Source organism: Falsiroseomonas oryziterrae (assembly GCF_021864505.1).
Taxonomy (GTDB): Bacteria; Pseudomonadota; Alphaproteobacteria; order Acetobacterales; family Acetobacteraceae; genus Falsiroseomonas; species Falsiroseomonas oryziterrae.
Window position 1 is genome coordinate 1 of sequence record NZ_JAKJIB010000075.1, and the last position, 13,925, is coordinate 13,925.

At 73.0% G+C, this 13,925-nt stretch carries 9 protein-coding genes, 1 pseudogene and 2 riboswitches; of the genes and pseudogenes, 3 read left to right on the forward strand and 7 right to left on the reverse strand.

The features are described 5' to 3' along the window. Positions 1 to 485, forward strand: a 485-nt coding sequence (locus L2I40_RS08770) for a TonB family protein (RefSeq protein WP_237214527.1), incomplete at its 5' end; no start/stop codon positions are given. Between the two features lie 276 nt (positions 486 to 761). Next, positions 762 to 3,947, forward strand: coding sequence for a PAS domain-containing protein (locus tag L2I40_RS08775; protein WP_237214528.1), 3,186 nt, complete (start codon positions 762 to 764; stop codon positions 3,945 to 3,947). Here L2I40_RS08775 and L2I40_RS08780 read toward each other — a convergent pair. From L2I40_RS08780 to L2I40_RS08790, 3 genes and pseudogenes are all read right to left on the reverse strand, one after another. After that, a complete protein-coding gene (locus tag L2I40_RS08780; RefSeq protein WP_237214529.1) occupies positions 3,920 to 5,413 on the reverse strand; it encodes an amidohydrolase family protein in 1,494 nt (497 codons plus the stop codon). The genes L2I40_RS08775 and L2I40_RS08780 overlap by 28 nt on opposite strands. Beyond that, the gene (locus tag L2I40_RS08785; RefSeq protein ID WP_237214530.1) at positions 5,413 to 6,603 is read right to left on the reverse strand and encodes an amidohydrolase family protein; all 1,191 of its coding nucleotides are present in this window, start codon (positions 6,601 to 6,603) and stop codon (positions 5,413 to 5,415) included. The genes L2I40_RS08780 and L2I40_RS08785 overlap by 1 nt, the downstream gene beginning before the upstream one ends. 51 nt (positions 6,604 to 6,654) lie before the next feature. After that, positions 6,655 to 7,599: pseudogene (locus tag L2I40_RS08790) on the reverse strand (N-carbamoyl-D-amino-acid hydrolase). Between the two features lie 58 nt (positions 7,600 to 7,657). Between L2I40_RS08790 and L2I40_RS08795 the strand changes: the two are divergent. Beyond that, positions 7,658 to 9,025 (forward strand): LLM class flavin-dependent oxidoreductase, encoded by a 1,368-nt coding sequence (locus tag L2I40_RS08795; RefSeq protein ID WP_237214531.1) that lies wholly within the window; start codon positions 7,658 to 7,660, stop codon positions 9,023 to 9,025. A 168-nt stretch (positions 9,026 to 9,193) separates the two neighbouring features. Here L2I40_RS08795 and L2I40_RS08800 read toward each other — a convergent pair whose 3' ends face one another. The 4 genes from L2I40_RS08800 to L2I40_RS08815 form a co-directional block, all read right to left on the reverse strand. Next, positions 9,194 to 10,456, reverse strand: a complete 1,263-nt coding sequence (locus L2I40_RS08800) for a D-amino acid dehydrogenase (protein ID WP_237214532.1) — start codon at positions 10,454 to 10,456, stop codon at positions 9,194 to 9,196. A gap of 34 nt (positions 10,457 to 10,490) precedes the next feature. Continuing rightward, positions 10,491 to 10,592: riboswitch (glycine riboswitch) on the reverse strand. After that, a riboswitch (glycine riboswitch) is annotated at positions 10,593 to 10,692 on the reverse strand. It abuts the riboswitch before it with no gap. 50 nt (positions 10,693 to 10,742) lie between these two features. Further along, positions 10,743 to 11,585 (reverse strand): pantoate--beta-alanine ligase, encoded by an 843-nt coding sequence (panC, locus tag L2I40_RS08805; RefSeq protein WP_237214533.1) that lies wholly within the window; start codon positions 11,583 to 11,585, stop codon positions 10,743 to 10,745. Between the two features lie 44 nt (positions 11,586 to 11,629). Further along, the gene (locus L2I40_RS08810; RefSeq protein WP_237214534.1) at positions 11,630 to 12,607 is read right to left on the reverse strand and encodes a Bug family tripartite tricarboxylate transporter substrate binding protein; all 978 of its coding nucleotides are present in this window, start codon (positions 12,605 to 12,607) and stop codon (positions 11,630 to 11,632) included. Further along, positions 12,604 to 13,925: amidohydrolase (locus L2I40_RS08815; protein ID WP_237214535.1), on the reverse strand; the 1,322-nt coding region annotated here is incomplete at its 5' end. The genes L2I40_RS08815 and L2I40_RS08810, both read right to left, overlap by 4 nt.

The following is a 13,925-nucleotide window of genomic DNA, read 5'->3' on the forward strand; positions in this document are numbered from 1 at the left end:
CGCCGCCGCCCCGCCCGCAACTCCCGCCCGGCGCCCTGCTGCTGCCGGAGGCGCCGAGCTTCGGTCCGGCCGCCCCGCCCGCCCCGCCCGCCGGCCGCCCGCAGGCGCGCGGCATGGACACCACGGTCGATCCCCGCTTCTCGCAGGGGCGCCTCAGCACCGACCCGCAGGTGCGCGTGCAGGGGGCCAATGTCGGCGCCGACTGGCGCGCCGCCTTCCGCCGCTGGCTCGACGACAACCTGCGCTACCCGCGCCGCGCCATCGAGTTGCGCGAGCAGGGCCAGGTGCGCGTGCTGGTGCGGGCGAACGCCGACGGCACGGTGCGCGAGGTGCGGCTGGTCGGGCCCTCGGCCTCGCCTTCGCTCAACTTCGGCACCACCTTCCCCTTCGAGGGCGCCCGGCTGCCCGCCTTCCCGCCCCCGGTGGACCCGAACGGCGTCACCATCGAGCTGACGGTGAACTACGTGCTGATCATGCGCCGCTGAGGCGGCGCGGCTCGGCGATCCGTGCCCCCGCCGGCGCACTGGTTCCGCATCTCACGCGTCGTTGAAGCGGCGAAAGGTCGACAGCCGCCCCAGCATGGCGCTCGTAGGGCCCGGTGCCGGCAGGGGGGAGCTGCCGCCGGCTGCCGACGGAAGGAGAACGCGTTGCACATACCGGCCTCGTCGCCCGGATCGGCGCGGCGCGGCGCCAGTCCCGGGCCCGGTCGGCCGGGTCCCGCCAGCCAGGCGCAGGCAAGGCGGGACCGGAGCGACCGCGTCGTGCTCGTCGCGCTGGTCTGCCTGCCGCTGCTCGTCATGGCCGCCGCCGCCTGGGTGGCGTGGCGGGAGGCCTGGACCAACGCGGCCGCGGAGCTGCGCCAGACGGCCGAGGCGGTCGCCGAGTTCGGCCAGCGCACGCTGAGCGCCCATTCGATCGCCGCCGGCAGAGTGGACGCCGTCCTCCGCGGCCTCTCCGACCAGGAGATCCGTGCCCGCGAGGCCGAGTTGCACGAGGAGCTGAAGGCGCTGGTGGCCGAGCTGCCGCAGACCGAGGCCGGCTTCGTCATCAGCCGCACCGGGGAGATCCTGGTCAGCGCCAACATCTTCCCGACGCCGCGCGGCCGGCCCATCGTCGCGGACCGGGACTTCTTCACCGACCTCTCGGGCCCGAACCCGCCGGCGATCCATGTCAGCCGGGTCTATACGGGCCGGCTCGAAGACGTGCTGTTCTTCGCGATCAGCCGGCCACGCACGCGTACCGGCAACACCGACGTCGCGCCCGGCGCCTTCGACGGGCTGGTGAACATGTCGGTCTACCCGAACCGCCTCGCCGAGGGCCTGCGCCAGTTCACGGCCAGGCACGGCGACGCCCTGTCGCTGCTGCGGATGGATGGCGAGCTGCTGGCGCGCAGCCACGGCCAGACCGGCCCCCTCCGCGTGCCGGCCGAGCATCCCTTCCACGCCGCCATCGCGACCGGCGCGACACGCCAGCTGATCGAGGCGCGCTCCGCCTTCGACGGCGACCGGCAGCTGGTCGCGCTGCGCCGGATCGAGGGGTGGCCCGTGGTCGCCAGCGCGGCGCGGCCGCGCGCGACGATCGTCGCCGACTGGCGATCTGTCGTGGCGCGCCAGCAGGCCATCGGCCTGCCGGCCACGCTGGCCCTGGTCGGGCTCGCGCTGCTGGTGCGGCGCAGCCAGCGCCGGCTCGAGGCGATGAACGCGACGCTCGAGACCCGGGTCGCGGAGCGCGCGGCGGAGGTGGCAGAGCGCGAGGCGCTGCTCTCGGCCATCGGGGATTCGACGCCCGACGCCGTCTTCGCCAAGGACCGCGACGGGCGCCTTCTCTACGCCAACCGCGCCGCGCTCGCGATCTACGGCCTCACGGCGGAACGCGCCCTCGGGCGCACCGACGCCGAGCTGCTGGACAAGCAGACCGCGGCGGCGGTGTCGGCGAACGAAGCACGCATCATAGGGCGCGGCGTGCCGGAGATGCTCGAGGAGACGGTGCTGGACGCGGCGCATGGCCGGCGGCCGCGCACCTTCCTCTCGGCCAAGGCTCCGCTGCGCGATGCGGCGGGCGAGGTGGTCGGCGTCGTCGGGGTGGCGCGCGACATGACGGAGGAGCGCGCGGCGCAGCATGCGCTGGCGGAGGCGAAGCAGCGGCTCGAGGTGGTGATGCAGGGTGCCGGCCTCGGGGGCTGGCGCTGGCACATCCCATCCGGCCATGTGGAGTTCGACGCACGCTGGGCCGCGATGCTGGGCTACGAGCTCTCGGAAATCGAACCGTCCTATGCGACCTGGGAGAGGCTGGTCCATCCCGACGACAAGGCCGTCGCGCAGGCGGCGTCGCGCGCGCATTTCGAAGGGCGCACGCCGTTCTCCGAAAGCGAGACGCGCCTGCGGCACCGCGACGGGCATTGGATCTGGGTACTGAGCCGCGCGAGCGTGGTGGAACGCGATGCCGAAGGACGCCCGGTCGTCGTCACGGGCACGCATCTCGACATCACCGCGCGGCGCGAGACGGAAGCCGCGCTGGCCGCGAGCGAGGAGCGTCTCGCCATGGCCTCGGCCGCCGCGAAGATGGGCGTCTGGGACCTGGAGATCGGCGCCGCCACGACGGTCATCAACAGCGAATTCTGCCGTCTCTACGGGCTTCCGGCCGACCAGCGCGCACGCTCCGTTGAGGACTGGCTCGCATCCGTCCACCCCGACGACCGCAAGCGCGTGCGGGCCGCCGCATCCGCTGCGATCGAAGCGAACAGCGAATACCGCGACGAGTTCAGGATCCATCGCCGCGACACCGGGGCCATGCGCTGGATCGCCTCCCGCGGCCGCGTCGTGCGCATGCCCGGTCGCCCGGCGCGCTTCATCGGGGTGAACTACGACATCACCGAGCGACGCGCCGAACAGGAACGGCAGGCGCTGCTGACGCGCGAGGTGGACCATCGCGCGCGCAACGTGCTGGCCGTGGTGCGCTCCATCGTGAAGCTGACGCGCGCCGAGGACCCGAAGCGCTTCGCCGAGGCGGTGGAGGGACGGGTCGCGGCGCTCGCGCGCGCCCACACCCTGCTCTCGCGCGGGGGCTGGACCGGCGCCCTGCTCTGCGAGGTCGTGGGCGAGGAGGTCGCAGCCTATGGCGGGGCGGACCGCATCGCGCTCGACGGGCCGGAGCTGCGCCTTGCGCCGGAAGCGGTGCAGCCGCTCTCCATGATCCTGCATGAGCTCGCCACCAACGCCGCCAAGCATGGCGCGCTGTCGCAGCCCGGCGGCCGGGTCCAGGTGTCGTGGCGCCTGCAGGGCACGCGCGTGGCGCTGTCCTGGATCGAGCGCGACGGGCCGCCTCTGCTCGCGCCGCCGTCGCGCCGCGGCTTCGGCTCGACAGTGGTGGAGGCGACGGCGCGCGGCCAGCTCTCCGGCTCGGCGACCTTCCACTGGGACGTGGCCGGGCTGCGCTGCGAGGTCCTGCTGCCCGCCGATCGCATCCTCGCCGCGCGCGGCCGCGAGGAGACGACCGCCCCGGCGCCCGAGGCGCCCGATGGCGTCGCCGACGCCGCTTCCATCTCGCTGCGTGGCCGCCGGGTGCTGGTGGTGGAGGACGAGCCGCTGGTCGCGCTCGAGACCGTGGCGGCGCTGACCGAGCTCGGCTGCATCGCGGTGGGGCCGGCGGCGACGCTGGAGGACGGGCTGCGCCTGGCCGCGGCGGAACGCGACCGGCTGGACGCGGCGGTGCTCGACGTGAACCTCGCCGGACGCGCCTCCTTCCCCATCGCCGACCTTCTGGCCGGCGCGGCGGTGCCGGTGATCCATGTGACCGGCTACGGCGCGCTGGCGCCGGTCGCGGCGACGGGCGCACCGGCGCCGCTGCTGCTCACGAAGCCGCTGTCCGACGGGGAGCTGGCCGCCGCGCTCCGCCACGCCATCGCGGCGCGCAGCCCGCCTCAGCCCGGCGCGCGGCGCACCGGATAGGAAGCGGAGAAGATCTCCTCGACCGGCGGGTGGCCCAGCGTGCGGCGCGGATACTGCGCGACCAGGCGGCCGAACTGAGCCCGGGCGCGCGCCTCCGAGCCGTGCCAGTCGAGGCCGGGGATCGCGCCGTCCTGCATCGCCGCGCGGCCATCCACGATCACGCTGCGGCAATCCGTCCCGCGCCCCGCGACCATCAGCCGCTGGATCGGGTCGAGCGGCGGGCCGAGATGCGGCGCGGCGAGGTCGAAGACCGTGATGTCGGCCAGCGCGCCGGGCGCGAGCCGCCCGAGGTCGTCGCGGCCGAGCGCGGCGGCGCCGCCGAGCGTCGCGGCGTCGTAGAGGTCCTCGGCGCGGCAGGCCTGGGCATCGGCGTCCATGACGCGGCAGAGCATCAGGCCGATCTGCATGTTGAGCCACATGTCGGGCGGCCAGGTGTCCGTGCCCATGCCGATCTTCACACCCATCCGGCGCAACCGCGCAAAGCTTTCCAGCGCGCTGCCGAAGCGCGCCATGACCAGCGGGCAGTGCACGATGGTGGCGCCGGCGTCGCGGATGATCCCGAGGTCGCGGCCGGGCCGCGCGATGCGCGAGGAGCCGGAGACGAAGATGCCGTGCGGCAGCAGGGCGAAGGGCCCGAGCGCGCCGAGGCTCGCGAGCCATTCCGGCGGGCTCATGCCCCGCAGCTTGACGACGAGATCGTACTCCAGCTGCGACTGGCAGCAATGCTGGCGGAGCGGCACGCCGAGGTCGCGCGCCGCCGCGGCGCCACGGCGCAGCAGTTCCGGCGTGCAGGTCTCGATGCGGTCGGGCGCGAGCATGGTGCGGATGAGCCCGCCGGCTCGCCCCTCGAAGGCCTCGCAGAAGCCGACCGCCTCGGCGAGATTCGCGAGGCCGCGTTCCTCGTCGAAGACGGGCACGATCGTGCCGTCCTCCTCCACCACCAGGTTGCCGCTGCGATAGGCGGGGCCGAGATAGACGCGCAGGTTCAGCGCCTCCGCGATGTCGGCGGCGGCGGCGAATTCCTCGGTCGTCTCGCCCCATTCGCGGTAGAAGAGCGAGGCGATGGGCAGCGCCGTGGTGATGCCGTTGCGCAGCAGATGCGCGAAGGCGTGGCGCTTCTGGAAGGCCAGCTCCTCCGGCGCATACATCTCGACCGGGCCGGCCTCCTGGTAGTCGCGCGGCCAGATCCGGCCCTTGCGCCAGCCCGGCTGGTTGTCGAGGGCGAGCACGGTGGTGTCGAGATCCGACAGCGCGTCGAGATCCACGAAGCCGGGCCCGATCAGCGCATCCCCGTAATCGACGTGCCGCGCGACCTCGCCCGGGAAGGCGTGGCCGGCGAAGACGATCCGGTTGCCCTCGAACACCACCTCGCCCTGCTCGAGCAGCGCATGACGACCGTTCTCGTGGCCGACCACCCAGCGCGCCGTCAGCAGCGTGCGGCCGTCGAGCCGGCCCCAAGGCAGCATCAGGGCGCCGCCATGACCGGCACGCCGCCCTCCGCCACCACCCGCCCGCGCCGCAGCACGGTGCGGTCGCGCGACCGGTCCACGACGAGGGAGGCGACGGTCTCGGCCGGCACCAGCACGAGATCGGCATCGCAGCCTTCCGCCAACCCGTAGCGCGGCAGCGCCATGATGCGCGCGCCGCCTTCGGTGCAGATGCGCAAGCCAAGCTCCACCTCGTCGTCGCGGCGGAGGTTGTTGCGCAGCCCCACGATCATCGCGCGCTCCACCATGTCGCCATTGCCATAGGGCCCCCAGGTGTCGCGGATGCCGTCATTGCCGGAACAGGTGACGACGCCGGCCTTGGCGAGCTTCAGCACCGGCGGCACGGGGCGGGACGGCGAGGCGGTGGTCATGATCGCCACGCCCGCCTCCGCGATCGCCTCGATCAGCGCATCCATCTCCGGCGCGCCGAGGCAGAAGGCGTGGCTGACCACGACCCTGCCCGCCATGCCGAGGGCGCGCGTGCGCTCGATGATCAGCTCCATCGAGAAGGCGCCCATCTCGCCGGGCTCGTGCAGGTGGATGTCCACCGGCTTCCCGTGCTTCTGCGCGAGGCCGAAGACCGCATCGAGGTGCCCCTTCGGGTCGCGGTCGATCGCGCAGGGATCGAGGCCGCCGACCACCTCCGCGCCCGCGGCCAGTGCCGCATCCATCAGCTCCAGCGTGCCGGGGCGGACCAGCAGGCCGGATTGCGGGAAGGCGACGAGCTCGATGTGGACGAGGTCGCGAAGCTTCTCCCGCGTCGCCGCGACGCCCTCGATCCCCCACATCCCGTGGTCGGTGTCCACGTCGACATGGCTGCGGATATGCGTCGAGCCATGGCCGAGGGATTGCAGCGCCTGGCGCATGGATTGCCGGTGCGGGTCGATGTCGAGGGCGCGCTTCATGCGGCGCTCGTTGTCGATCTTGTCGATCAGACGCGGCCCAACCTCGTTGCGATACCAGGGCAGGCCGAGCAGCGTCTTGTCGAGGTGCGTGTGCGCCTCGACCAAGCCGGGGATGGCGATGCGGCCGCGGCCTTCCATCACCTGCGCACCGGCTGGGGCGGCGAGGTTCGCGCCGATCGCGGCGATGCGGCCGCCCTCGATGCGGATATCGGCGGCGGGGCCGCCCCAGGGCCGAACCTCGCGGATCAGCAGCGTGTCGTCCATCTCGCTCTCCTTGCCTGCGTCAGCTTCGGCGCGCGTGCGCCGCACGGCAAGTCAGGGCGGCGGCTCGGCGCCGGTGCGCTCCACGATCATGCGGTAGTGCTCGGGCCGGCGGTGGCGCGCGAAGTTGAAGATGCCGTCCTTGATCGGCCGCGCCGCGTCGAGGTCGCAGCGCGCCACCACGATCTCGTCGCCCACCGTCACCGCCTGCGCGACGATCTCGCCGGTCGGCGCGATGATGCAGGAGCCGCCGATCTGCTCCACGCCCTCCTCCGTCCCCGCCTTGGCGACGCCGACCACCCAGCAGCCGTTCTGATAGGCGCCGGCCTGCATCGAGAGCGCGTTGTGGAACTCCGCCAGCCGGTCGTGCTGCGGCGTCGTCGGGTCGTGACGCGGCGTGTTGTAGCCGAGCACGACCAGCTCCGCCCCCTGCAGGCCGAGCACGCGCCAGGCTTACGGCCAGCGGCGGTCGTTGCAGATCATCATGCCGGTCACGCCGCCGAAGGCGCGCCAGACGGGCCAGCCGAGGTCGCCCACCTCGAAATAGCGCTTCTCGAGATTCTGGAAGGGCCGCCAGGGCTCGTGCCCGGCATGGCCCGGCAGGTGGATCTTGCGGTACTTGCCGATGATCGCGCCGTCGGGACCGACCAGGATCGCGGTGTTGAAGCGGCGCGTGCGGCCGCCCTCCCGCGCGAGCTCCGCGTAGCCCAGGTGGAAGCCTACGCCGAGCCGCCGCGCCTCGGCGAAGAGCGGCGCGGTCTCGTTCGACGGCATCTCCTGCTCGAACCAGGCGTCCAGCTCGGCCGCGTCCTCGATCCACCAATGCGGGAAGAAGGCGGTCAGCGCGGCCTCGGGGAAGACGACCAGGTCGCAGCCCATGGCGGCGCCCTGGCGGAGCAGCGCGACCAGGCGGTCCACCACCTCGCGGCGGCTTTCGGTGCGGGCGATCGGGCCGGTCTGGGCGGCGCCGATGGTGACGATGCGGGGCAAGGGCGGCATCCTCCGTCTGCGGCGCACCCATCATGGCGAAGCCGCGCGCCACGCGACAGGAGCCTGCATGGCCGAGACCGACCGGACCCGCCGCGAGATCCGGCTGAACGCCTTCGACATGGCTACCCCCGGCCACATCCAGCAGGGGATGTGGACGCATCCGCGCGACAACGCCACCGGCTACGCGACGCTCGGTCACTGGACGTCGCTCGCCCGGCTGCTAGAGCGCGGGCTGTTCGACGGGCTGTTCCTGGCCGATGTGCTCGGCATCTATGACGTGTACGGCGGCAACGGCGATGCGGCTCTGCGCGGCGGCGTGCAGGTGCCGCTGCTCGATCCCGTGCTGACGATTCCGGCGATGGCGGCGGCGACCACGCATCTCGGCTTCGGGGTGACGTCGAACACGGCCTATGAGCCGCCCTACCTCTTCGCGCGGCGGATGAGCACGCTGGATCACCTGACCGGCGGCCGGATCGGCTGGAACATCGTCACCGGCTATCTCGACAGCGCGGCACGCGCGCTCGGCTACGACGCGCAGATGCAGCACGACGACCGCTACGACCTGGCGGACGAGTACATGGAGGCGCTCTACGCGCTGTGGGAGGGCAGCTGGGCGGAAGACGCGGTGAAGCGCGACCGCGCCGGACGGATCTACGCGGACCCGGCACGCGTGCGGCGCATCTCGCACCAGGGCCGGCAGTTCCGGATCGAGGCACCGCATCTGTGCGAGCCCTCGCCCCAGCGCACGCCGGTGCTCTACCAGGCGGGCGCGAGCGACCGCGGGCGGCGCTTCGCGGCCACCCATGCCGAATGCGTCTTCGTCAACGGGACGAAGCCGGAGGTGGTCCGCGCGATCGTGGATGACATCCGCGCCCGCGCCGCGCCGCGGCGCGTGCTGGTCTTCGTGGGCGCGACGGTGGTGGTCGGCCGGACGGAGCGCGAGGCGCGCGACATGCTGGCCGATTACGCGGCACATGCCGATGCCGAGGCGACGCTGGTGCATGCCTCCGCCTCGCTTGGCATCGATTTTTCCAGGTACGCGATGGACGAGCCGGTCGGCGGCGCGCCGACCCAGGCGATCCGCTCCAACGTGGAGGCGATGGCGAAGGTCGCGGGACCCGCCTGGACCAAGCGCAAGCTGCTGGAGCAGTCGGTGCTCGGCAGCCGCCAGCCGCCGATCGTCGGCGATCCCGCGCAGGTGGCGGATGCGCTGGAGCGCTGGATGCGCGAGGCCGATGTGGACGGCTTCAACCTCTCGCGCACCGTGATGCCGGAATGCCTCGAGGCCTTCATCGGCCTGGTCGTGCCGGTGCTGCAGGAGCGTGGGCTGTACAAGGCAGCCTATGCGCCCGGGACCTACCGCGAGAAGCTGTTCGGCGCGGAGGCGCGGCTGCCCGAGGCGCACGCGGCCGCGCGCTTCAGGGGCGGCTGGTGAGGCAAGCGGGAGATGGTGCCCAGGGCCGGAATCGAACCAGCGACACTGCGATGTTCAGTCGCAATCGGTCGGCATTCCGGCTTTTCGCTGTTCCGCGCGACATGAGGTCCGCCCCCGAAGCGAAGGCGGCCCCATGCGTCTGCGTCGGCGACGCGATACCGAATTGGGCTACGCGTTCGCCCGCGTGCTGACGAGCGCTGCCACCGCGTCGGCCGTCGCGGCGGAGAGCGTCCAGCCGAGATGCCCGTGGCCGGTGTTGTAGAACACGCGCGGGTTCCGGCCCCGCGCGACGCGCGGCATCATGTCCGGCATCATCGGCCTGAGGCCGGCCCAGGGCACGGCCTGGCGCGTGCTCATGCCCGGGAAGTGCGCCCGGCACCAGGCAACGAGGGGCGCGATGCGCTCGGCGCGGATGTCGCGGTTGTAGCCGTTGAACTCCGCCGTGCCCGCGACGCGGAAGCGACGCGCGCCGAGCCGGCTGGTCACGATCTTCGCCTTGTCGTCGAGCAGGCTGACCCAGGGCGCGGCGGCCTGGTCGGCCGGGTCGTCGAGCTGCACCGTGATCGAGTAGCCCTTCACCGGATAGACGTTGATCCGGTCGCCGAGCGATTCGCCGAGCTGTCGGGACATCACCCCGCCGCACACCACCACCTTGTCGTAGCGCTGCGTCTCGCGCGGGTGCGGGGCAGCGCCGGCCGTCGGTTCCGTCGAGCGGCAGACGACCGCCACGCCGTCCAAGCCCGCATCCACGGACAGCACCTCGGTGGAGAAGCGCATCGTGACACCATGGCGCGCGCAGGCCAGCGCAAGGCCGTTGGTGAACTTGTGGATGTCGCCGGTGAAGTCGGACGGCGTGTAGAAGCCGCCATAGATGTCGCCGCGCAGCGCCGGCTCGATGGAACGGATCTCCGACGGCGTCACCGCGCGGCGCTCGAGCCCGCCCTTGGCCAGCAGCGCCGTGACGCGTGCGGCCGCCTCGAACTCGGCCTTCGTCGCATAGAAGTGCAGGATGCCGCGGTCCTCGGCGTCGAAGTCGATCCCTTCTTCCTCCGCCATGCGGCGCAGGTGCTGGCGCGCCTCGATCGCCAGGCGCGCGGTCGTGATCGTGTTCTCCTCGTGGCGCGGGATGGCGGCGACGAACTCCGCCATCCAGGACAGCTTGTGCCAGGAGGGCTTGGGGTTCACGAGCAGCGGCGCGCCGGGCGAGACCATCCACTTCAGGCCCTTCAGGACGGTGGCCCAGCTGTTCCAGACCTCGGCGTTGGAGGCCGAGAGCTGGCCGCCATTGGCGAAGGAGGTCTCCATCGCGGCATAGGGGTGGCGGTCGAACACCGTGACCTCATGGCCGCGGCGGGTGAGGTTGTACGCGGTGGTCATGCCGGTGATGCCGGCGCCGATCACGGCGACGGTCAAGCTGTCTGGACGTGGCACGCGCATTCTCCTCCCGCGCCCATGCGCGGGTTCGAATGCCCCCTCTGTCATTGGCCTGAGAGCATCGTCGTGCCCCCTCGCGGGGCGGCGACTTACACCGTCGGCGGGAGCTGAGGCCCCACTTTCCAGAGTTCCAGTTCCCAGCGCGGTACGTGAGCCTGAGAGTTTCCGGGGCGGTTGCTCCTTCGGCGCCGCACCGGCCGCGACGCCGATGCGGACTCTCCCGCGGCGCCTTCATGCCGACGACGCGGCGTGCAGGTCAAGCGGATTGCGTGACGCAAGCGCGTCAACCCAGCGGGATGTTGTCGAGCAGCCGCACCGTGCCGAGCCTCGAGGCCGCAAGCAGACGGGTCGGGGTTCCGGGCGTCATTGCGTCCAGCGGCCGCAGCGTCTCGGCCTCGACCAACGCGAGGTAGTCCGGCGCGAACCCCACAAGGCGAAGGCCGGCCTCCTCGTCGGCCAGCACCGCGCGCGCATCTTCCCCCGCAACGATCCGCGCCGCCGCGCGGCGCATGGCCGCATACAGCAGGGGCGCCGTCGCGCGCTCCTCCGCCGAGAGGAAGCGGTTGCGCGAGGAGAGCGCGAGGCCGTCCGGCTCCCGCACCGTCGGCACGGGCAGGATGCAGATGGGAATGTCGAGGTCCCGCGCGGCGCGGCGCACGACCTGCAGCTGCTGCCAGTCCTTCTCGCCGAAGGCCGCGACGTCGGCGCCCGTCTGCAGGAAGAGCTTGGTGCAGACGGTTGCGACGCCGGCGAAGTGACCTGGCCGCGCCGCGCCCTCAAATCCGTCGGAGACGCCGCGCACCTCGACGGAGGTGGCGTTGCCCGCAGGGTACATCGCCTCGACCGTTGGCAGCCAGGCGAGATCGCAGCCTGCCGCGCGGAGCTTCGCGAGATCGCCCGTCTCGTCGCGCGGGTAGCGTGCGAGGTCCTCGTTCGGCCCGAACTGCGTCGGGTTCACGAAGATCGAAGCCACCACGATGTCGGCTGCCGCCCGTGCGGCGGCGACGAGCGAAAGATGGCCCTCGTGCAGCGCGCCCATCGTCGGCACGAGCGCGACGCGCGCGCCGCGGGCGCGCCATGCGGCCAGCGCCGCGCGCAGGCCGGGGATGTCACGATGGATCAGCATGCGCGCCTCATCGGACCGGGCGCGCTGCAGGGCAAGGGTGGCCCTCATTCCGGTTGGATGCCGGCGCGCCGGATGAAGGCGCCCCACTTCGCCGTCTCCTCCGCCAGGAGATGGGCAAGCGAGACCGCGTCGCCCTCCATCGGCTCGGCGCCGATCCGCGCAAAGCGCTCGGCGACCGCCGCGTCGCCCAGCAGCCGACCCAGCAGCGCCGACAGCGGGGCGCGGGCCGGCTCCGGCAGGGCGCGCGGCGCGAGCATGGCGAACCACGGGTCCACGGCGAAACCGGGCACCCCGGCCTCGGCCATCGTCGGCAGATCGGGGAAGGCAGCGATCCGCCGCGAGGTGGTGACGGCCAGCGCCGCGAGTCGGCCGGAGGCGATGTGCGGGCCGGCGGAGGTCACGCTGTCGAACATCATGTCCACGCGCCCGGCCACGAGGTCCGTCACCGCCGGCCCCGAACCGCGATAGGGCACGTGCTCCAGCGCGAGGCCGGCGAGATCGGCGAAGAGGGCGCCAGCGAGGTGGATGGAGGTGCCGCTGCCCGCCGAGGCATAGGTCAGCGCGCCGGGCCGCCGGCGCGCCTCCGCGGCGAGGTCGCCGACGCGCCGCCAAGGCCGCGAGGCAGGAACGACCAGGATGTTCGGCACCACGGCGACCGGCCCGACCGGGACGAAGTCCGTCTCGGCATAGGGCAGGCGCGGATAGAGTGCCGCGTTCACGGCATGAGCGATCGAGACCATCAGCAGCGTGTGGCCGTCATTCGCCTGGGCTGCCACGCCGGTGCCGGTGGTGCCGCCGGCGCCGGCGCGGTTCTCCACCACCACCGGCTGGCCCAGCGCCTCCGCCATCGGGCCGGCCAGGATGCGCGCCATGGCGTCGATCGCCCCGCCCGGCGGAAAGGGCACGATCAGGCGTAGCGGACGCTCGGGCCAGGGGCGCGAGGGCTGCGCCACGGCAGGCAGCGCCAGGGGGACCAATGGAATGCCGGCGGCGAGCGCCAGCAGGGCGCGGCGCCGGATCATGCATCCCCGCTTCCGGTGGAATCCGCCACCAGGTGCAGCATCGCGCGCAGCCCGACCAGCAGCCCGGCCTCGTCCACCATGAAGCGCGGCGAATGGTTGGGCGCGGCACGTGCCGGATCCTGCCCGGGCGGCGCCACGCCGATCCAGAAGAACAGGCCCGGCGCACGCTGCGCGAGGAAGGAGAAGTCCTCGCTCGCCGTGTGGCGCGGGTTGATCCGCAACCCGTCACGGCCGGTGACGCGGGCCAGGCTCGGCGCCATGCGCTCGGCGAGCGCGGGGTCGTTCACCAGGGTGGCGTAGCCGCCCGGCTCCCACACCACCTCGGCCGTGCCGTCCATGCCGCGTGCCACGCCCTCGGCCAGCGCGGTGACGCGCCGCTGCATGAAGGCGCGCCGCCCCTCGTCATAGGTCCGCAGCGTGCCGCTCATCTCGACGCGATCCGGCACGATGTTGTGCCGCGTGCCGCCCCCGATCGTGCCGATGGTCAGGACGGAGGGATCGTTCACGTCGACCTGCCGGCTCTGGATGCTCTGCAGCGCGCTCACGACCTGCGCGGCGATCACCACCGGGTCCACCCCGTCCCAGGGCATCGCGCCATGCGCCTGGCGCCCGCGCACCGTGATGCGGAAGGTGTCGGAACTGGCATGGGCCGGGCCGGGCCGGTAGGCGATCTGGCCGGTCGTCATGCTCGTCAGCACATGCAGCCCGAACACCATGTCGGGCTTCGGGGCGTCGAAGGCGCCCTCGTCCAGCATCCGCCGCGCGCCGCCGATCTCGCCGCCCGGCAGGCCTTCCTCGGCGGGCTGGAACAGCAGCACGACGGTGCCGCGCAGAGCCGCACGATGCGCCGCGAGCACCTCGGCCGCGGCCATCAGGATGGCGACGTGGCAGTCATGGCCGCAGGCGTGCATCACCGGCACCTCCGCCCCGTCCCAGACGGCGCGGCGGCGCGAGGCGAAGGGCAGCCCCTCGGGCTCCTGCACCGGCAGCGCGTCCATGTCGGCGCGCAGGGCGACGACCGGGCCGTCCCCGCCCCCGCCTCGCAACACGCCGACGACGCCTGTGGCCGCGACGCCCGTGCGGACGTCGTAGCCCAGGCGGCCGAGATGCGCGGCGACCAGCGCGGCGGTCCGGTGCTCCTGGTTGCCGAGTTCCGGGTTCGCGTGGATGTCGCGGCGCCAGCCGATCATGCGGCCCTCGATCGCCGCTGCGGCCGCGTCCAGGCGGCGATGCAGCGGCGCGGTCGCGCCGGGCGGGACATGCGCCGCGGCGAAGCGCGGGGCGAGCATGCCTGCGGCGCAGCAGGCGCAGGCGGCCA

Bases quoted from the DNA above. Each gene is read 5' to 3' on its own strand.
- L2I40_RS08780 (WP_237214529.1), bottom strand. From the start codon at position 5,413: ATGCTGCCTTGGGGCCGGCTCGACGGCCGCACGCTGCTGACGGCGCGC.
- L2I40_RS08785 (WP_237214530.1), bottom strand. From the start codon at position 6,603: ATGGACGACACGCTGCTGATCCGCGAGGTTCGGCCCTGGGGCGGCCCC.
- L2I40_RS08795 (WP_237214531.1), top strand. From the start codon at position 7,658: ATGGCCGAGACCGACCGGACCCGCCGCGAGATCCGGCTGAACGCCTTC.
- panC (WP_237214533.1), bottom strand. From the start codon at position 11,585: ATGCTGATCCATCGTGACATCCCCGGCCTGCGCGCGGCGCTGGCCGCA.
- L2I40_RS08810 (WP_237214534.1), bottom strand. From the start codon at position 12,607: ATGATCCGGCGCCGCGCCCTGCTGGCGCTCGCCGCCGGCATTCCATTG.